The 20,528-nt window shown below is 36.9% G+C and carries 15 protein-coding genes and 3 pseudogenes; 3 read left to right on the forward strand and 15 right to left on the reverse strand.

The genetic code is table 11. The features are described from left to right. Nucleotides 1–23 precede the first annotated feature (23 nt). The gene (gene wecA / locus QMG91_RS17100) at nt 24–1,115 is read left to right on the forward strand and encodes a UDP-N-acetylglucosamine--undecaprenyl-phosphate N-acetylglucosaminephosphotransferase (protein WP_281827832.1); all 1,092 of its coding nucleotides are present in this window, start codon (nt 24–26) and stop codon (nt 1,113–1,115) included. A gap of 298 nt (nt 1,116–1,413) precedes the next feature. Here wecA and QMG91_RS17105 read toward each other — a convergent pair. Next, a pseudogene (locus QMG91_RS17105) lies at nt 1,414–2,388 on the reverse strand (IS3 family transposase). Nucleotides 2,389–2,551: 163 nt separating this feature from the next. On the opposite strand from QMG91_RS17105, the pseudogene QMG91_RS28950 reads away from it, so the two are divergent. Next, nucleotides 2,552–2,706, forward strand: a pseudogene (locus tag QMG91_RS28950) (IS5/IS1182 family transposase); the annotation flags it as partial. A gap of 243 nt (nt 2,707–2,949) precedes the next feature. Here the strand turns inward: QMG91_RS28950 and QMG91_RS17110 are convergent. The 6 genes from QMG91_RS17110 to QMG91_RS17135 are packed head-to-tail and all read right to left on the reverse strand — an operon-like array spanning nt 2,950 to nt 10,413. Next, nucleotides 2,950–4,098: a glycosyltransferase family 4 protein gene (locus QMG91_RS17110; RefSeq protein ID WP_281827834.1), complete on the reverse strand. Its 1,149-nt coding sequence runs from the start codon at nt 4,096–4,098 to the stop codon at nt 2,950–2,952. Further along, nucleotides 4,095–5,738, reverse strand: a complete 1,644-nt coding sequence (locus QMG91_RS17115) for a heparinase II/III family protein (RefSeq protein ID WP_281827836.1) — start codon at nt 5,736–5,738, stop codon at nt 4,095–4,097. The genes QMG91_RS17110 and QMG91_RS17115 overlap by 4 nt, the downstream gene beginning before the upstream one ends. Further along, the gene (locus QMG91_RS17120) at nt 5,735–7,873 is read right to left on the reverse strand and encodes a bi-domain-containing oxidoreductase (protein WP_281827838.1); all 2,139 of its coding nucleotides are present in this window, start codon (nt 7,871–7,873) and stop codon (nt 5,735–5,737) included. Before QMG91_RS17120 ends, QMG91_RS17115 begins: the two co-directional genes overlap by 4 nt. Before the next feature lies 1 nt (nt 7,874). Next, complete coding sequence (locus QMG91_RS17125) at nt 7,875–8,660, reverse strand: AglZ/HisF2 family acetamidino modification protein (RefSeq protein ID WP_281827841.1); 786 nt, start codon at nt 8,658–8,660, stop codon at nt 7,875–7,877. Continuing rightward, nucleotides 8,654–9,277 carry an imidazole glycerol phosphate synthase subunit HisH gene (gene hisH, locus QMG91_RS17130; RefSeq protein ID WP_281827843.1) on the reverse strand — a complete coding sequence of 208 codons (624 nt, stop codon included), beginning with the start codon at nt 9,275–9,277 and terminating at the stop codon, nt 8,654–8,656. Before hisH ends, QMG91_RS17125 begins: the two co-directional genes overlap by 7 nt. After that, nucleotides 9,274–10,413: an N-acetyl sugar amidotransferase gene (locus QMG91_RS17135; RefSeq protein ID WP_281827845.1), complete on the reverse strand. Its 1,140-nt coding sequence runs from the start codon at nt 10,411–10,413 to the stop codon at nt 9,274–9,276. Before QMG91_RS17135 ends, hisH begins: the two co-directional genes overlap by 4 nt. A gap of 191 nt (nt 10,414–10,604) precedes the next feature. Here QMG91_RS17135 and QMG91_RS17140 point away from each other — a divergent pair. Then, nucleotides 10,605–11,590, forward strand: a pseudogene (locus QMG91_RS17140) (IS630 family transposase). Here the strand turns inward: QMG91_RS17140 and QMG91_RS17145 are convergent. From QMG91_RS17145 to QMG91_RS17180, 8 genes are read right to left on the reverse strand one after another with little or no spacing between them, the layout of a single operon-like run. Further along, nucleotides 11,591–12,733, reverse strand: coding sequence for a glycosyltransferase family 4 protein (locus tag QMG91_RS17145; protein ID WP_281827847.1), 1,143 nt, complete (start codon nt 12,731–12,733; stop codon nt 11,591–11,593). Further along, a complete protein-coding gene (locus QMG91_RS17150; RefSeq protein WP_281870100.1) occupies nt 12,720–13,136 on the reverse strand; it encodes a glycosyltransferase in 417 nt (138 codons plus the stop codon). Before QMG91_RS17150 ends, QMG91_RS17145 begins: the two co-directional genes overlap by 14 nt. Continuing rightward, a complete protein-coding gene (locus QMG91_RS17155) occupies nt 13,120–13,776 on the reverse strand; it encodes a glycosyltransferase (RefSeq protein ID WP_281870102.1) in 657 nt (218 codons plus the stop codon). Before QMG91_RS17155 ends, QMG91_RS17150 begins: the two co-directional genes overlap by 17 nt. Continuing rightward, a complete protein-coding gene (locus QMG91_RS17160) occupies nt 13,769–14,932 on the reverse strand; it encodes a glycosyltransferase (protein WP_281827851.1) in 1,164 nt (387 codons plus the stop codon). The genes QMG91_RS17155 and QMG91_RS17160 overlap by 8 nt, the downstream gene beginning before the upstream one ends. A 3-nt stretch (nt 14,933–14,935) precedes the next feature. After that, nucleotides 14,936–16,309 carry a hypothetical protein gene (locus tag QMG91_RS17165; RefSeq protein ID WP_281827853.1) on the reverse strand — a complete coding sequence of 458 codons (1,374 nt, stop codon included), beginning with the start codon at nt 16,307–16,309 and terminating at the stop codon, nt 14,936–14,938. Next, the gene (locus tag QMG91_RS17170; RefSeq protein WP_281870104.1) at nt 16,302–17,375 is read right to left on the reverse strand and encodes a phosphotransferase; all 1,074 of its coding nucleotides are present in this window, start codon (nt 17,373–17,375) and stop codon (nt 16,302–16,304) included. Before QMG91_RS17170 ends, QMG91_RS17165 begins: the two co-directional genes overlap by 8 nt. Before the next feature lie 13 nt (nt 17,376–17,388). Continuing rightward, the gene (locus QMG91_RS17175) at nt 17,389–18,978 is read right to left on the reverse strand and encodes a nucleoside/nucleotide kinase family protein (RefSeq protein ID WP_281870105.1); all 1,590 of its coding nucleotides are present in this window, start codon (nt 18,976–18,978) and stop codon (nt 17,389–17,391) included. Then, the gene (locus QMG91_RS17180) at nt 18,975–20,519 is read right to left on the reverse strand and encodes an oligosaccharide flippase family protein (RefSeq protein ID WP_281827861.1); all 1,545 of its coding nucleotides are present in this window, start codon (nt 20,517–20,519) and stop codon (nt 18,975–18,977) included. Before QMG91_RS17180 ends, QMG91_RS17175 begins: the two co-directional genes overlap by 4 nt. Nucleotides 20,520–20,528 lie beyond the last annotated feature (9 nt).

Raw genomic sequence — 20,528 nt, forward strand, 5'->3', positions numbered from 1 at the left:
GCATATAAATTCAACTTTACGTCATGTTTCTAGAACTACTATTTGTATTCTTCTCCTCGTTTGCTACGTTATTTTTGATGCGTAAGGTAGCCAAGCGTATTGGTTTAGTCGATACCCCTAATGCAAGAAAAATACATACGGGTACAATACCTCTGGTTGGGGGAATATCAGTTTGTATAACTCTGAGTCACTTCATTTTGTTTAAGTCCGATCTCATCCAAAATAGCGAGCTATTTCTAGGGTGTATTGCATTTCTTACAATTCTGGGGGCTCTTGATGACAAATTTGACGTCAGCTTCAAAATTAGGATGGCTTGCCAAGCTTCACTTTCCATTATCATGGTGTACTTTGGGGGATTAAGCCTTCATTTTCTTGGAGACATGTTTGGTATTGGCAATATTATTTTTGAATCTCCGTTACTCAGCTTGTTTATAACTACGCTTGCTGTAATTGGAGCTATAAATGCATTCAATATGGTAGATGGTATTGATGGATTATTGGGTGGTCTATCAATAGTAACTTTTGGTGCGATCGCAATATTGTTGAGTTTAGATTCTCAGCATAATTTAGCTTACCTTTGCTTAGTGATTGTTGTCGCAATGATACCCTATATATGCATGAACTTAGGCTTATTAGGCAGAACTCGTAAAGTATTCATGGGAGATGCAGGCAGTATGCTAATTGGATTTAGCGTTATATGGATACTCTTAAGTGCCAGCCAAAACAGTAGAGAGGCAGGAGAAACTTTGATACGGCCAGTGACTGCTTTATGGCTAATAGCCGTTCCATTGATGGATATGGTCGCTATTATGTTTCGTCGTATCCGTAGAGGTGACTCACCATTTAAACCTGACCGGGAGCATTTACACCATATTTTCCAACGTATGGGACTAGGTCCAAAACAAACTCTTGTAACAATTTGCTCTATTGCTATGTTGTATGCGAGTTTCGGAATTTATGGCGAAACTGCAAACATTTCAGAAGCAATTATGTTTGGTCTCTTCGTTACGTGCTTTGTCATTTACTCGATTACGTTAGCATACATCTGGAAAATAACTAGCTACTTAAGGGCTAAATTAGGCAAAGCACCTAATGTTCAACGTTCAAAGGCGTAGTCCAACTCAAAATGTGTTTGGAAGACTAGATATGTTAATAAATATCGACACATACTTCTTAGCGAAAAATAGATCATTATGGATTATGCTCAAGTAATCATTGTACTTCAGTGTAATAAGTGGGGCTAAAGTATTCTTTCGAGGGATGCTGGAAGAAGGTTTTATTATTAGGTTAAGCTTCAGCACGTGACAATATTACCTAGTCACGCAACCCTGTTGCTAAGATTTCATGGGTGAAGTGCATACCATACTTTTCGATAAAAAATATGACGTCAACCCTTTTGTAAACATCTCTTCTTTAGTAGTGGCATCCTAAGTTAGAGTTTTCCAACAATTTTAACTTAGTAAGGAATTCTAATGGGGTCATGTCAAGTGAGCACATTCATCTTTACATCCTCAAATCTAGTGTTCCGTTAATTCTCGTACCTTTATTAATGTTATGAACACATACATATTGAGTATTTCATATTGCTCCGCCAATTCAGCTAAAGTGGTTGAGACGAGCTCCAGACTGTTGTTCACGCAACCGACTCGGATAAGCTAACCACGCGATGATGCGCTCCAATACATGAATAACCCTTTGAGCGGGAAGGTTCAGTCAATTTCAATGATCAGCTCTTCACAGTTAAAGTCATCGATAACATTGAGCGCCCTGAAGTGTCTACCCACATTAGTGAGTCACTCATGAATTCCATTGTTCAGCATTGGTCGAATGTATTTTGGCATACAGAGAAACAATGGCTATCTTGTTGATAACCACTTTTTCCCACGAAGGCATTTGTTCAGCTTCAGTTCGCAGCAGAGTCGATGTATACGCTTATGATATCCCCATCTATGAATAGTATGCCAAAACCGTATACAGAGTAACGTTCATCGGCTGCTTGCAAGACAATAATAACAAGGGTATCTCTTTACCTATCTGGTCAATAACGGTACGCCCATTACGCCAAAAGCTCTTCGCAGGCTCACGTCGTGATAGTTCTTTACGTAATCCGAACTCATCAAACGGCTGTTTTACATCTTTCTTTTTGACGCTATCCTTAATAGCCCTGTGGTCGATACAGAGTTCAGTGAACGTTTGCTTCAAACATCAACTCTCTTCTTCAAGCTCTATTCAGTCGCTTCATATCAAAGAAATCCATACCACCGCACTTGGATATCCAGTTATGGTACGTTGCCAGAGGTGCCATACTCTCGATGGACCTGTTTGAGCAGCCTCAACTTTTTTCTGGACCTTAACAAGTTTCATTTCTGTATAAGGTGCCTTTTTCATCAGCGTTCTCCGATTGGTTTTAATCTAAACCGCAAACTCTAATTCTAGATGCCTCTAGTCTAGGGAGATGATTACATCTTATATAGGTTTGTTCGGGCATCACTGTAATAGTAAAACGCAATTAAGGACAAAATACAGACAAAGAAAGCTGGATGGAGCTTAATATAAATACCGCTACTTGGTTGAAAACGCATTTGAAAGAGTTAAACATTATTAAGCTATTTCAACCAGATTCAAAAATTTGAAAGGAACGATACCAGCATAGTATCACTGGTATTCATGTTAGTGCGACTATCAAGGTATTATTGGCTGCAATAACATACAAAAAGATCAACAAACTCTAATAAAAATGAAACGCTTTACGCCCAGATCTACAGTTTTATGAACCTAACGAACCTTTACGATTGTACTGACGCCTTTATGTCCGTTTAATAGTTCTAAAACTGAGTCAGACATTATGTACGTTTAAGCGGTGAAGTGAATGACACATATTTATCTTTTAAAAAACCTGCTAAGTGAATCATCGGGAAGCCACTTCCTCAGAAACTCATGAGTTTTTTTTCATTTCTTACCAACTTCTTGTATAGAGTAACTCAGCCGCTTCATTATGCACTGCCTCTGATATTTATTTATGAATTCATGGCGCTTTGAGTCTGTATTAGATAGCTCATTAAGAGCTGAAACTGCCTTTTCTGCGTTTCGAGGAGGAAAAACTGCAGAATTAGGTAACTCGCATGAAATAAAATCTGCTGCGTATCCAGAAACACCAGCCCAAATAGGCTTCCCTGTTGCACCATATTCAAATAGCTTAGACGGAAGTACCTTTTCAAATGCTTCATAAGCATTTAGATGAAGAAAAAGTATGTCCGCTTGTTTGTACAGCTTATTTAATTGACCTCTATCTACCGGTGGCAGGATCTCCACATTTGGTATTTCTTCGGATTGTCTAAGAAGTTCATTTTTCCTCCCACCATCTCCGATTATCATAAATTTGAATTCTGGTAATTTTTTTGCCAAACGGGGAATTATATGCTCTAACCCCTGTCCTTCACCAATATTACCTGCATAAAGAACGGTGTTACTTGGAGATTCGTTTTGGTAATCATAACCAATAAAATTATCATCGATACCATTAGTGTAAAGACTATATGAAGAGCATGAAAATCTATCTTTGAAGTAACTCTCGAACCCTTTTGAAACTAAATTGATATGATTAGCACGATTGAATGTGTACTTTTCTATCGATTTTAGTATTGGGGCAAGCAATTTGAATAAAGTCGGGGGCAATACGTCTTTTAAAGTATCGACAAATATATCCCTAACATCCAAAAAAACGGGAGCTTTATTCTTCAGACCTATCCTTACTCCTAAAAATGCAGTAAACAACCTAGAGCTTGTCGCATATACCAAGTCGTACTCTTTATCACTGGTCAGCTTTAATGCCTTTCTATAAAAGCTAAAATAAGAAATCACTTGATCAAGCATGCCACTTTTATGAGAAGGAAGAGATACACGGTGAACAACCACATTTTCGTCTTTTTCATAATTTTTAGCTTCTGATTTAAAAGACGAGTATCGATTTGGCTTTGTTGTAACTACATCAACCTCTACTTCAGAATTTTGCTTTAGCTGCTCAACTAAAGCTGTCGTTCTAAACGAGCCAGCACTTAGGTCGGGTTTAAAGTAAAATGATAAAACCAGTATTCTCACGAGTCCCTCTTAATTTGTTTAATTTCCGTTCTTAAATTGCCGTTTGCAAACTCTATCTCAATCTTATTATTTGCAATGGACTTACCAAATTCAGGGTGCCAAGTACTGTCTTTGATATTTATGGGCTCTGCGCTACTAATTAAGCAAAGTACTTCATCATCTTTTGTGATTTTAAGCTCTTTCTCTGAAAGTTTAATGACATCAATATCTGGGTGAAGATGCAGGTGAAAACAAGCAGGGAGCTGTTTTGATAACATGTCACTGATAATGACACTGTCAGGAGAACACAGTAGTTCTCGTGTATGCTTAACCTTGGGGCTTTGCTGCAAATAGCCATTGTGACTGGCGACTAACTGTACATTATCTGTGCTACTGACTGACTTTTCTAATTTTGCATACGCCCGTTTAGCCACCCTAAAACCTGACCAAACCTGTGAAGAGTCGCACCCTAAAACAGAGACAGTGTTATGTGCTGCTGTTTGACGTTGCCTTATACGCTCGGCGCTTGTGCCATATAGAGACGTACCAGAGTTTACGAAGACACGTTGTTTACCCATTGATAATTCAAAGCTTAACGTATCAGCATGTGCGTGCCCTGGTAAATAGTCAGGTCCAACATTGGCATGGTCGAAAATAATAGCATATTGCTCGTAAGAAACACGGCTATATCCACTATCTTGATTGGTAATTAACTGCTGATTTATTTTATCGTGATTGAGCCCTAACTTGCGTGCGTAAGAAAATATCTGTTGTGGTTGCATCGCGATACCAATAGCAGCATCATTAAAAAAGCTTACTTCGCCATCTTCATGAATCATGGATGACAGCCAATTCAATGCTTTTCTTGCGATACCAGTCCACTTGGGTAAATGCTCAGTTAGCTCAGGTTTGCCACTCGTAATCGCCAAATCAATCAGTTCAAGCAAATCCCATAACAAGATCTCATGGTACATTGGTGAGAGTTCAAAATGAGCACCATCTGGTAAAAACTGCTCATCAAGCTCTTCATCCAGTAGCTTGATCCCTTGCGCTAACAACTGTGCAGAGTTTTCTCCTTGCAAATAAGCGCCAACAAAGGTTAATGCCTTGGCATTGGCAAATAAATGATTTCCAAGGATATGATACTCTAACAGCTGCGTTAGCACATTTGCTTGGTCAAGCATACTCTGAAGACACTTGGGAGGCACTTGGGGCTGCACACTACACCACTTGACCCAATTTACCAACCGCAAAGAAATAGGGTAAGGTTCCCAACCATTCCCACTGCACGGTGGGTTTTCTGAAATCCATTTTTCAATAAAGTCTTTATGAAGAGTGTATCTCTGCACACCATCTTGTGAGCTCAAGTCATCAAAATAATGTAAGTTATATAACCATAACTTAGGCTTACTTGCGCAATTCCAATCGGCAGGAGTTTTAATCGTCCCCGCTTGGTTAAGAAACTTAACATCGGTATTGCTGAACAAGCTCTGCGTATTCAGTAATGGTCCGGACCACTGCCATTCAGAGCTGTTTGGCTGACCACTCTCGATAAACTTTGGCTTACGGAATCGAAAGTAAGCTCTGAAATATACCTGTTTAAACTTAAGATATTTCACAGTGTGAAATATCTTAAGTATCCTTTCTAATTGACCACTCATTGTTGTCTAAGTTGCTCGGCTATATCGATAGATATCTTCGCAACTTCAAAAATCTCATTTATATCAATTGGCGCCTTTTTCCCGTCACGGATTGAGTCTAAGAACAATTGCGAGCAGAGGTTTTGACCTTTATCTTGTTTCCAAAGGTTCATTTTCTTGAATCCTTTAAAGCCAAAGCCCTTTAACTTTACAAAGTTATCTAGCTGTAAAACTTTACCGTCAACAAACACTTCTATTCGCTCTTTAGGGAAACTTGCCGCACCATTGGCATAATAATGAATCGTGCCAATTGAGCCATCAGCGAAACCGAGTATGATCGCAGCTTTGTCTTCCGTGATGTCTATCGCATCACTATCACCTATTCTACGCGCTTGTACCGACACAATTTCGCTACCAACAAAGAAGCGCATTAAGTCCACAAAGTGACAAGCTTCTCCGATAATTCGCCCACCACCAACAGTGATATCTTGAGTCCAATGATCGGCAGGAATACTACCCGCATTCATGGTCATAATGAACGACTTCGGTCCTTTTATTGGATCAATCAAAGATTTCATTTTTCGTATTTGTGGCGCAAACCGACGGTTAAAGCCGACCATTAACTTAGGAGGATTCGCGGACTGAGAGGCTTCTTCATAAGCAGATTTAACCTCCTCAAGTTCCTCATGAGTGATCGCTAGAGGTTTTTCTACGAAGACATTCTTTCCGGCATTTAAGGACTGCTTAACAAAATGAGCATGGCTATTGTGGCGTGTAACAATAGCCACTGTGTTTATCTCATCACTTTCAATTAGCGCGTCAGTGTCAGTTGTCGCTTCTTTAAATCCTGCCTGATTTCCATGGATAGCGCCGTTAATCCCACCTGATGTAGAGATGCTACTTAGCTGTGCTCCTGCATTTTTGAATGCGGGGATAAGTACTCGAGACGCATAGTTGCCAGCGCCTACAAACCCGACAATAGGCTCACCAGTTTTATATTCTACCTGAGGGTTTAATACTACCTTAGATGCATGACGAGACTCAGAAGCAGAACTATACTGTAGCAAAATACCTAATGCAGACTTATCACTGGTCAACAAATCATAGGCTTCTGTCGCATTTTCAAATAAAATACGGTGTGTAATCAATGGCTTTACATTAAGTTGACCACCAGCCATCATATCTAGAATAGCTTCAAAGTTTCTCTGTTCAGTCCACCTAACAAAAGGTAATGGGTAGTCATTACCTTTATTTTCATAGTTAGGATCATAACGACCTGGTCCGTAAGAACAAGACACCTGGAAAGTCAACTCTTTTTCATAAAAGTCGGCACGACTTAGCTCTAAGCCTGTTACACCGACTAAAATAATGCGACCACGTTTACGGCTCATGCGAGCGGCTTGTGTTACAGGTTCATTCGATTTGGTAGATGCGGTTATAATGACGCCATCAATACCATTGCCGCGGCTAAATGCCATACCAGCAGCGACGGGATCTTCACCTAGACCGGGGTTACAAATTTCTGCCCCAAATTCTTTTGCCATATCCAACTTAGTTTGGTCAAAATCTATAGCAAGAACTCTGCAACCCTGCGCTCGTAGCATTTGTACGGTTAACAAGCCAATGAGTCCAACACCAGTAACAACAAAAGACTCTCCCATCGTTGGATTAGCAAGACGAATGCCTTGCAAACCGATACTTGCCACTACAGTAAATGCGGCTTCTTCGTCAGAAACATTCGCAGGGATTTTTGCAACAAGATTTTTAGACACGCGCACCACGTCAGCATGTGGTCCATTTGAAACTACTCGCTGTCCGACTTTAAACTCGTCTATTCTACTACCGACTTGCTCAACAACGCCTACATTACAATACCCTAAAGGCAAGGGCTGAGCTAATTTGGATTTCACAGCATCGACAGTGGTCATAAGTCCATCAGTTTGAACTTTTTCGAGAACCATTTTGACTTTATCAGGCTGAGAGCGAGCTTTATCTATTAAGTTTGCTTTACCAAAATCCACAAGCATTCTTTCCGTACCAGCAGAAATTAATGTTGTGGTAGTATTAATGACAACATGGTTCTTAGTTGCTTTTGGAGCCGGAGCCTCAACAATTGACGATCCACCTTTCGCCATATCCTGTAGAATTTGCTTCATGTTACTTTCCTAATTGTGAGCGTGCGATCTTTCTGATCTCAGCTAGGGTATCTTGAGTTAAGTAGTTGATTAGCACTGCTTTATAAACACCTTTAAAGACAAAAAAGCTCCCTGCAGAGGCTCCAATGACTTTAAATTTTCCAATCAGTTTTAAGATGTCTTCTGATGAACCTGCGCCGCCAAGTATTGTCAGTGGCACACTAGCAAGATCTCGCACCTTTTCAGCTAACTTCATATCGTAGCCTTTCATCATTCCATCTTGATCTATTGAGTTGATGACGAGCTCACCTATCCCAATTTCTTCGAACTCAGATATAACTTGCTCAAGTTTCTTTTTTACTTTTTTCTTACCGTTATGTGTGTAGATCTCATAACTACCAAACAAGGTCTTTTTGACATCCAAAACCACAACTACACTTTGTTTGCCGATAATATCAGCCATTTCTCGAAGCACAGAAGGGTTGTTCAACGCTTCGCTTGAAACTGCCACTTTTTCAACGCCCAGTTTAATAATTTCTTGCGCTTGTTGAGGTGTTTTAATACCTCCGCCATAGCACAATGGCATCCTGCTCTCATTAGCGAGGTGCTTGATCATTTGATAATCAGGTGACTTGTTTTCAACCGTTGCGTCTATATCTAACACAATCAATTCATCGACTTCTTTCTCATTAAAGATTTTGACTGCATTAATCGGGTCCCCAACATACTTCGAATCTTTAAACTTTACTGTTTTGACTAGCCCTTTATTGTGGACGAGCAAACAAGGGGATACTCTAGATCTCAACATAATGAAAACTCAGCAAAATTCTTAAATAAGTTAATACCATTAGAATGACTTTTTTCTGGATGAAACTGAAACCCGAAAATATTATCTTTTCTTACGGCACAGCAAAAGTCAGCACCGTAGTGAGCTTTTATTAGCACATCCTTTGGATCGTGTGCATCAAAGTAATATGAATGGATAAAATAGAACCCTTTTTCACAATCTATGCCACTTAAAAGCGGGTGTGATTCTGTCGGTTCAATCTCATTCCACCCCATATGCGGCAGCTTTGGCTTAAAATCTATTTTTGATTCATCGAATTTCTTAACTGAAGCATCAAACCAACCAAGTCCAGGTAGTTCACCTTCATCACTACTTTTCGCCATCACTTGCAAACCAACACAAATCCCTAAGACAGGTTTCTTTTCAACCATTGCAAAGTGATCTAGTGCAGCCCGCATCCCCGACTTTTCTAGTTGGTTCATCGCTTCATCAAAAGCACCAACCCCTGGCAAAATAATCTTGTCCGCTTTTTTAAAATCTTCTGGTGTACTTGCAAAAAAGGTATCTATCTTTAACTTAGTAAATATGTTTTGAATGGCTTGAATATTCCCAGAGCCATAATCTACTATTGCGATCATCTTTTGCCGCCTTTCTCAAGACCAAGCTTTCTCATCACCTTCGCACCTATATCATAAATAAATTGTTGGTTTTTATAATCTTTGTAAGTTTTATTAGGTGCTTCAAAATAATCTTTTAGTTCATCGGATGTGATACCGAGCTTGTTGGCAATATAACTAAAATCATCATCGATCGTCTCTGGGTCATATGGTGGCTTTTTGAGTCTTTCCAATGCGTCTTCGCGAGTCATTTGACCAGTAACTATCAAACTAGAGTACTGTACTTTTCGTGTGTCATAACCAAACTTTTCATAAAGCCAATAAGCCTCATAGAAGCGTGTAAAGCGGGACTCGAAGTGTTTTTGCGCGTAGCGCTGATAGCCGAAGTTATCAACTAAAAACTGCGTTGCTTCCTCTTTATCGTAAGGCATGAAGTCAAGCGGTCTATAGAGCTTAATCCCTTTGATATAAGGCAAGTAAACTTTGTGCCATAAGATATTTGTTAGTGGAAAGTTTTTCAGTTTTTTAGTACCAAACTTCTCCTGAATATCTTTAATTTGACGAGAGTCAGACTGGAAATACATCCATTCCAATGGGTTTCGAATACACTCAGTTGAATAATTACCACCTGTCAGGATGTGCTTAATTTTATGTTTTGAGGCAAACTTGTACATAGTTGCAAAAAAAGCATGATCTTGAGGTGTATCCGTATGAGAAACACCAGCCTTAAAGAAAGAAAGTTGTAAGTCTTTCATTTCTTCCCAGTCTATGACTTCTGTATAGAGATCTAAGCCTAGACGATCGACGATTTGCTCTATATTGTGCACAGCCTGTTGTGAATTCCAACCAGCATCAACATGAAAAACCAACGGGCGTAAACCCAACTTTTCCTTCGCTAGATATACAAGATATGAGCTATCAATACCACCACTCATACCTATAATGCAGTCAAACTCTTTGCCTTCGCCTTCTTTTTTAATATCGGCAGCAATTTTGGTTATCTCAGCCCATCCCGTTTCATCTGTGTGCCAATTAGGCTTAATATCATTGTAAAATGTCGTGCAATGATCACACACACCATTGTCATCAAAGATAATTTTTGAATCTGTCGTGTCCATAACACAATTAGAACAAACCTGAATTTTTCTGTTTTTCATATTGCTAGTAATCGCCTTAGAATATAGCCATAAAGCTATTTATTAAAAATCTAAAAAGTATTTCCCATAAGAAAGAATCAACAACCTATACCCGTGATCATTGAAGATGCTTGATTTTTCCTTAAAGCAGGAACATGCTAAGCACCAAGTAAACTATACTGACTCCTCAACAAAAGCAGCAGCTTGAACAGATGCACGATTCTACTCGTGATTGACGAGTGTGTGACCGTATTAAAGCGGTTTTACTTGCTTCTGAAGGTTGGAGTCAGACCATGATTTCTCAGGCTCTTCGCACTTATGAATCGACTGTCGCTCGCCATCTCAGCGACTACGTTCTTTCAGAAAAGCTTAAGCCGAAAATGGTGGCAACCAAAGCAAACTTCCTGCCGCTCAAACCATGCAACTCATCGAACATTTGACTGAGCATACCTATGCTCATACTCATCAAATTGTCGCTTATGTTCAAGAGACGTTTGACCTTAGCTATAGCGTTTCAGGAATGAATAAATGGCTTCACCACAATGGTTTCAGCTACAAGCAACCGAAAGGTATTCCGCACAAGTTTGATGAGACAAAGCAGCAAGCTTTTATTGAAGCTTACGACGATCTAAAAGCGAGTTGTGGCAAGAATGAGTCGATAGTTTTTATTGATACCATTCATCCCACACTGTCGACCAAAATCTCCCATGGTTGGATACGCACTGGTCAAGATAAAGTACTGGAAACAACAGGTAATCGTAGCCGACTGAATATAATTGGTGCACTGAACCTGTCGGATATCGGAGCGACTATTGTTAGCGACTACGAAAGCATTAACAGCGAAAAAATTGTTCGCTTTTTCTACAAGTTCAGAGAGAGCTATCTATTGACTCACAAGCTCCATATCATCTTAGATGGAGCAGGATATCACCGCAGTGATTTAGTTAAAGATGCGGTATTTGTCCTTAATATTTAGCTGCATTACCTCCATCATTACAGCCCAAACCTCAATCCAATAGAGCGGCTCTAGAAGGTAATGAACGAGAAGTCGAGGAATAATGTTTACTTCAAAAATAAGTGTGACTTCAAGGAAGTAATTGACCAACTCTTTACGGTGACTCTTCCAAAGATCGCAGGCTCATTGACACCTCGAATCAATGATAATTTTCAGGTGTTCAAACCTGCATCTTCAAGTTGATTAGGTATAGTTATTATTCTTTGACACTTCACTCAAGATCTTCCAAGTTTCTTCAGAGCAATTCTTCCAAGTGTAGCTCTGCGATAATAATCTCGATTTTCTATTTTTATCAATTCCTAATTTTTCTTCGTTTTTTATTTTTAAGATTGCATCAAATATACTATCAGGGTTTTCAGGATCAAAATAGCTTCCAGTATTTTGCAAAACCTCGGGCATTGGACCACGATTTGAACAAGCGACCGGCAAACCAGATGCCATTCCCTCCATCAGGGTAATTGGCATATTTTCACAACTTGAAGCAAACACAAAAACATGAGATTTTGCAAGGATTTCTGGTAGTTCTTCATTTTCGACAAAAGGTAATTGAATTACAAAGCTTTTTTTAGGATCAAACCTTTCTATAGCCCTATCCAATAGCTCTTGGGCTGTACCTTGACCGCCACCGACCAATAAAAGCTGAGAGTGAACGCCATATTTATTCAATATATCTACAGCTTCCACCACCTTCCATTGGTGCTTGTACATTGCAGCATTTGATATATAAACAATTTTTAATACGTTCTCATCAGTTGCTACCTCAGGCTTCTCAACCCTTAAAAATCGCTCATTGATACCATGATTAACCACTATTGTACTTTTAAAGCCTCTAGTATGAGCCTCAATTGTTTTGCGTGCATAGTCAGTAAGAAATAAAGCTACATTTGCACGTTTAAGAGATGATAATTGTACGTATTTTAATATAAAAAGTCTGAGCCAAGATTTTCCAAACCAATAACGATCCATTTCACCTTTCTCAAAGGAAAGCATATCTTGACTTAATGTAACACATGGGGTAAATGTGCAAACAGTGCCCGCATCGGTATTGAAAAGCACATTGCAACCATGTTTCTTAGCTTCTTTAGGTAAACTGTAAAACTGCCACCACAACTGAGAAATTATATTCTTACTAGTACATTCTGGTTCTATTTTGATTAGCCAATCGTAGTTAGGAAGTTGATCTAATAAGTCTTTATAACCCCATAATACAATCTTGTTAATATCATACTTGCCATGTTCATAGTGTAAAATTATACCTTTAACATGAGCGACTGCACCACCAGAACGGTTTCTAGTAGCGTCTACACCTATATTAACCTTTATCAAACCTGTCACCATATTCTATAGCTGAAAGTAAACTTGCTGCACAAACTTCAGGCGAATTCCTATAGGATAAATCTAAGCTACGTTTCCCCATTAAAATCCGCTCTTCACTATTCATTGATTCCATCTGCTTCATTCGATTGGCAAGCTCAATAGCAGAACCAGATTCAAATATAAGGGCATTATAATTATGTATGCCAAATACAGATGCAGCACCTACATTAGAAGATAGAATTAACGGTAACCCTGAGGATGCTGATTCGTGAACCACTAGTGGGAAAAAATCCCTATGACTTGGCATAATAAATGCGCTAGCTTGAGCAAACTTTTCTGCAATAAAAATCGCGCTTGAAAAAGGAAGTAATTCAACGTCTTTTAAATTCTCCAAATCACGCTTTAGTACCATTTCCGATACATGTCAAACCCCAAGTACCAAGTAACTTTTCTTTATAAATTTTATATGCATCGACTAAAACATCGATACCCTTTTCTGGAGAAAATCTACCTACATATATGAAAGTAGGTTGTCGTTCTTGAACTTTCCTAGTACGAAATATCGTTGTATCGCATGTCAGGAGGTTATAAATTACCTCCGCATCAGAAAATCCAATGCGTTTAGCATACTCATACTGCCTTGGTCCTGCCACCCAAGCGTGGCTGTAGAATTTTCTTCTTATCCATTTGGGACAAAAAGATAAAATTCTTTGTTTGACTGTCCCTTTCCACCAATCATCAAAACCTGTTACAACTGGGATTCCTAACTTTCGAGCTGAATAAACAGCCTTCATATAGCCTTTATCCATCCAACCTGAAACAAAAATAATGTCATACCCTCCTTCAATAATTAGGGATACTAACTGGTTTGATGAAAAGCTAGACCGTGGTAAGTAATTGACTCCTTTAACACTAGATGGAGTATAAGGGGTTTTAATCTTTTTATCCCAATAAACAACATCAACGTTTGAATTATAATCAGTAGTCAATACTTGAAAAGTAGGTAACCAACTAGGAACCATTTCTGCATATAAGAATAAAACATTAGTCATTAATTTCGCTCTCCAATAAGGAAATATATTTTAACGCGACTGAATCCCATGAGAAATGCTTAAGTACATGCTGTCGCCCTTCAAGACCTACTTTCTCTAACTGGTCCATTTGCGACAGCAAATATATTAATCTATCACAGTATTTACTTCTATCATTTTCAATAAATCCGGTTTCTTCATCTATCATATTTATAGCATCTGCGACTAAGTTATTTGTCAAAACTGGCACCCCCATAGCCATAGCTTGGAGCACATTATTTTTAATACCAGCACCTATATCTATAGGTGCCAAAAAACATAGAGCGTTTTTGAATGCGTCTCGAAGGTCATCTACGTCAGACATCAACTGCACATAATCAGGGATAGCACTCTTCAGTGATGCCGTTGGTTTCCTACCCGCAACAACAAATTTAATTTTTGGTAGTTTATCTCTAATCAAAGGGAAGACTTTGTCAAGTAGAAACAAGCACGCCTCTTCGTTACCAGGATTTGATAATACGCCAGTAAAAACTAAAGTGTCTCTATCAACATATTTTATTGGTGAAAAAAATTCCGAATCTACGCCATTTGGTATAGTTTTAACATCTTGCTTAACTACGCTAGATAGCTTATACGCATCATCTGAACTAACTGCTGTAATAGTAGTGAACTTAGAAAAATAATACCACTCTATAAATCTACGCTGTGCACCTAAAAACTTTAGAAGAAAACTCTTTATGGTTGAAGGTTCTAATTCAGACTGTAGGAATGCGGAAAAAGAAATTGCATCCACCGAAGACATCACTTTTGGTAAGCACCTAAACTCTGTAACATATTGTGACATAAAAGTTTGTTCTACAAATATGGCATCTGGTTGATAAGTGTTCAAAGCCGACTGAACTGCGTGCTTAAACTCTTGTGAGTAATAGCGTCGAGGCGAAACTGTCTTTTTAATTCCTCCTAACACTCCTCCTTCAAATTCAAAAGGAATAACATTATAGGTACAAAATGACCTTAATTCACTTTCTTCAGCACTACTGAGAGTGTGCTCACCAAAAGAAATGAGGTGTATGTCTACATAATTTGATAAACTCTTAAGGAGATTGTATACCCTTACAGTTAGACCATCCTTATAAATAGGGTAAGGTAATGATTGAGACAAAAATAAAAGTTTCATATATTAGCTTCTTAATTTTTTGTTTGATATATTAAACAAGAACTCAATAATAGTTAAAAAGGCACAGACTAAAGTTAATCTATATATTGAATCATCTACTGTACCTGCCATTGTTGAATTCAAAATTTCAAATGCCAAAAAACATTTTAAGCTAACTTCAAAATGCTTTAACTTACTTGACAAAGACCATATTAACATTAATAAGAAATAGTAGATTACAACCAAGACAAACCACATATTACCGGCTAAAAGTAATGAAGCTCCCAGTAATGAAGGACTAGAAGCATGACCTGACATGCTTAATCTCAAAACTTCCCTAGTATAATAGTTTGCTACTGAACCGTATTCAAAAAAGGCGTTAAAATCTTGAACTTCCACCCCCATAGCAACAATTCCTGCTAATTGTGTAAACCCTAACAATCTGTGAAAAAAGCTTGATATAGCTGATGTTATCATCCCCCCATTGCTAAAAGAGGAACCTAGTTCCCCAGAAATAGAGGTAACGTAACTTGTATCAAATAAAACGATTCGATATATAGTAACGATCGGAAACATCGCTACCGACAAAATAAATACCCAAATAATGAATTTTCTACTTAAAGTATGTGAAGTATCTATACCTCTAAAGTAAAGGATCAAATACAGGACAAACAAATAAAGGGCTAAATTTAATAGAGGAGATTTGGAAGCTCGAACTATAATTTCAGAAATTGCTAATAAGAAAAACACTGCCACAGCTAAACGAAATATTTTCTTATTCTTTTTACAAATACTTAGCTCTAATATATATATAAGAATAATAGGTATGAAAATGGTTCGACCATAATAAAGCAAGCCAGATAATCCATAAGGTAGACTTACTCCTTCAGACCCCATAACAGCAACTCCATAATGCTGCATTACAATAGCGGAAACACTAATGAGGACAGCAGAAAAATAACATAAAGAGGTTGCTAGCCCGTTAGCTATGTAAGATTTAACATGAAAACTTACATTTTGTTCATTAACATAGCTATATAATGACAGAAGAAGCACTAGAATAAAGTGTGCAGCTAAAATAACCCACAGAGACTGTACATATGCATGTTCATCAATAAATACCCTTATTGTTGTGTAAACATATTTTGAGTTCAACCCTGTAGCAGGTATAACAATCGCTTTAAGCACATAAATAAAAAAAAAGCTAAAATACGCTATAATGAAAAATAAAGATTCTTTTTTTACATCAACTTTCAACAAAACAAAAAAAGTAATTGCTGAGTTCGAAAGAATGAATATGAGCATCTCTACCTTGGAGCTTTCAATAAAAAATAATGCTAAAAAAGCCATTATTAGGTATAAAATTGAAAAGAAAAATAAAAAAAATTTTTTAGTCATTCTTGTCTTCACTCAATCGATGACCATCTACTAAAATGGCTTTTAAAACCTCTTCAAGTTTTACTAAACTATAGCCAAATCTTCTTTGATAAAAATCCCGTTCACTAAGTTTTAAAAAGAAAACTGTTAAGATACTCATCTTAATATCAAAATGAGTAAATTTCATATGGAGTAATTCATCTTTGATAAGGTTGATTAAGTCATCCACTAAAAAATCAATAGAAGACAATTTAGACTTCAAGTCTACACCATTGATTTCTTCACTCTCCATTATATATAAGTAACAGTAATCAAAAGCAGGGTGAAAATACAAAATTTTATCAAAATCAATCAAAACCGGTTCACTTTGATCATTAAACATTATATTTTCTACCCACATATCACCATGGCATAATCTGAATTTCTTCTTCCACTCACCATTCTTAGCTTCTTCTATCTGGCGAGCAAGTCCAACATATGGTGTTAACTCAGCATCACTTTCAAAGTCATGCAAAGCATACATCAAACTTATTCTAGAACTTAAAGTTATTCGCGTCTTTAAGTCTGAGGTTACGTCCAAATTATTAATAGATAGCAAAGGTTGCTTAGAGAACCTTATTAGATCAGAAACACAATAAGAAGAAGCAGCATCTAAGAGCTTTTGTTGCTTCAATAGTAGGAATTCGTTATCTAACTTAATTTCATAACCAGTAATAATATTTAGAACATAATATAGATCTGAGTAAAACTCAAAATTATCTAAATAAAATTTACGTACAATATCCTGCTCTATTACAACAGCAGTAGAATTTGTTAGATTTACATGTACTCCCCCAAAAAAAGAAACCCTAGAAAAAAAGAGTTTATATCCGTTATACTTACGCCTTTTAATTTTAGATTTGATTAGTTCAAAAAAATTAAAACACACTGTAGAATAAATAAAACATAAAACAGATAAAAAGTACTTTAGGTAGCTATCAAAAAACTTTGAAGAAATTAAGAAATCATTATTATACCTAAAAAGTCTAAAAACTTTTTTCTCCGAGTAAACTTCCTGATTTATTATTTTTATATATTTCCTATACATATTTATACTTATATCACAAAATTATTTCTTGAATTTCCATGAATACATCCTCTACACTCTTTGCAGTGTCTACATAATAGATATTAGTCTTATCGACGTTTTCTAAAATCAAATCATCCAAAACCTGTTTCTTATTTTCATATACTTCTAGGGGATGTTCTTTTTTTCTCTCCCATAATGTAATAGTGTCTCCAGTTAAATAAATGACAAGATCAGGTTTAGGGGCTATCAAGTGAAGAAGCTTATCATAAATTGTATATTTACTAGTAGACTTTATAGTTTCAAAAAGAGGATGGCGATCTGTAATAGTCATCACTCCCGTATCCGTTTGCATGGCTCTTTTAAAGAATTCAAATGGCAAAATAATTAAAAAAACCAAAAGATAGAACTTATATAAAACACCTTCGGAGGAGTCTCGAAGACAATTTATTTTCTTTATTATCCCTAACTCATATCCAGAATAACCTAGATAGATAGAGTTATATGGAATTCCTATTTCAACAAGCTTTTCTTTAAGAAGAGAAATATAAGTGCCTTTTCCGGCACCATCCAAACCAACGAATGTAATATTTTTATTTAAAGACCTCTCTGAACGAACTTTATCTGGCATATGTAATGACGGTCTTCTACTCTTTTGATTATAAGCAAGAGCTTTTATTAAAACCCCTTTGCTATATTCAATGCTACTTTCTGCGTTACTCACATTTTGAGTGCTAAATGTCACATTTATAATATTTAACCTATCATTTAATACTCTCTGAAACTTATAGAGTAAATATTTTTTACTATTTGAGGCTGGTTTTCGAGAAACCTTAAATTTCACAGGCATATTACTTAACAGGGCTTCTAAAGCAGTTTTAACGTCTTGAGATTTCCCGTCGCCCATTGGTGGCAACTCGATATAAACCCCCTTTTTGGTTGATAATCTTTTTAACTTATTTAAAAATTTTGTCGACTTACTTTTAAAGTTTGATGATTGGTGAATACCAAAATAGTGTAAAATCTCAGATTTTATCGAAAGTACTCCTAGATGATCACCATTATATAAATAAGAAAAAACATTCGCCCCCAACTCCCTCCCAAGGAAAACTGTAAGGGAGTTACGTAACATGTTCGAGTCAGCTAATGCTCCTTCTTTTGCTTCTCGCCAATATTGTTCTTTGAACGTTCCTTTAAGTATTGATCTGATTACTTTGAGAGCTATCAACATTGAATTAGAAAGCTTATAGCTACCATCTGAATATTCACATTGAGTCAGGATTTTATCAGCACTTAAAAGCACTTTTTGATTCCAATCAATCCCTGATTGTAAATCGATATGGATTACTTCCCCTACCCCATCTAGAAAAGCAAAAAACAAATGAATATGACAATCACGACGCACACTAAAAACTTCAACAGCCCCCAAGTTTTCAGCTGAACTTTTAATCAATAAGGCTGCTTTAGTAATATGCTCTTTCTCTACAACTAGATCAATATCTCCATCAAGAAGGTTATTGCTCCATTTTAGATGAATACATGGGATATTGCACTCTTCTATAGATACCAATGATTTGGCAATTAATGATTTAACCCTTAACATTTCAAATTTTTTTGTTGTCATTTCTTACCAGCCTCTTCATTCGTTCTTAATTTTAGAAATGGTAGATAATGTAGAGCTTTATTCAGATGCTGTATAAGATAATTTCTATGAGGCTCAGTTAACAATGTTCGCCAATAGAATTTTAAAACTATATAGAATAAAATGAGAAACAGTATAAATCTTAATACAATATCATTACCTAATGAAATAACTAATGAATCTGATAGATAGATAACAATAGAAGGTCCTAGAAGCCCCACAAAATGCTTATGATTAAATACATCCTGTAAACTCCAAGACATAAAATAATAGGCGGAGTATACATTCATTAGAAGAGCTAATGAGCGACCAATAGACCAAGATAGCGCTGCGCCAAATAATCCATTGCTACTAATTAAAATAACTGAAAGACCCAATATGATTGGAAGGCGAATTAACTGACCTTTGGTTGTTATGTCAGGTCGCCCCTCAGCTTGGAAAAGAGCCAGAAGCAGTAGATTTAATGAACTCGCAGTAACACCTAATACAAGAATAACAATAAGATCTTTAGTATTTTGAGCAAATTCAAAATCTATCCATAATGTTAATAAAAACTCAGAAAATATTGCAATAGGAAAAAGAATAATAAAACAAGCTATAAGAATGAAGTTTATACCTAAATCATATACTCCTTTAAGCTTACTTTTAGAGTGAAGAGCAGCATTATTCATTTCGGGAAATATTGCCGATACCATACCACCTGTTACTATGAACACTCTTTCTAGGACATCTTTAGGTATCATATAGTAAGTCAACAAGGAGATAGGCATCATTGAAGCCAATAAAAACTTCTCAAGATTCTCTTGAAAAAAGGAAATTATATTGGTGGCAGCTACCCATCCACTAAAACCTAGCATTCTTCTAAAACACTTTTGACTAAACACTGGAAACAATGAAATATTACAATGTTGTAGCTTGCAGAACACCAACGATACAAAAAGCTGCATTAATTTAATTATAAAAACTACCCAAAGTACATCTACCAAATCCGACTCTGAAAATAAAACAATTAAAGGGGCGAGATATGTTACACTACTAAAGATTACCTTCACTAAATTAACTAGATCAAATCTAGATGAGGCTTCTAACACCCCCCTATATGTATTTGCAACAATAACAAAAGGAATTGTCAATGCGCATATATAAAATGAGCCCTCTGCAATATCTATATAGCCAAGCGGAATATTAAAGACGTTACTAACTAAATAAGGTGTTAATACAGAGAAACTTAAAGCAATAACTCCACCTATTAGAAGTTGAATACTTACCGAAGTACCTACTATAACGTTTATATATGAATACTGCTTTTTTACCAACACCTCATTAACATACTTTGTTACAGCTCGTGACAACCCCATATCGAAAAGGCTGACTCCCCCAATAAACAAAAAGACAGTCAACAAAATGCCAAACTGCTCTTCACCAAGACCTTTGTAAGCAAATGGGGTGGAGAAAACACCTATAACTGCCGGAACAATCATGCCTGCTATATTCAAAAATGTATTTTTTCCAATACTTGTCATTATTATTAC

Source organism: Vibrio nigripulchritudo (assembly GCF_027924785.1).
In the GTDB taxonomy this organism is placed as follows: domain Bacteria; phylum Pseudomonadota; class Gammaproteobacteria; order Enterobacterales; family Vibrionaceae; genus Vibrio; species Vibrio nigripulchritudo.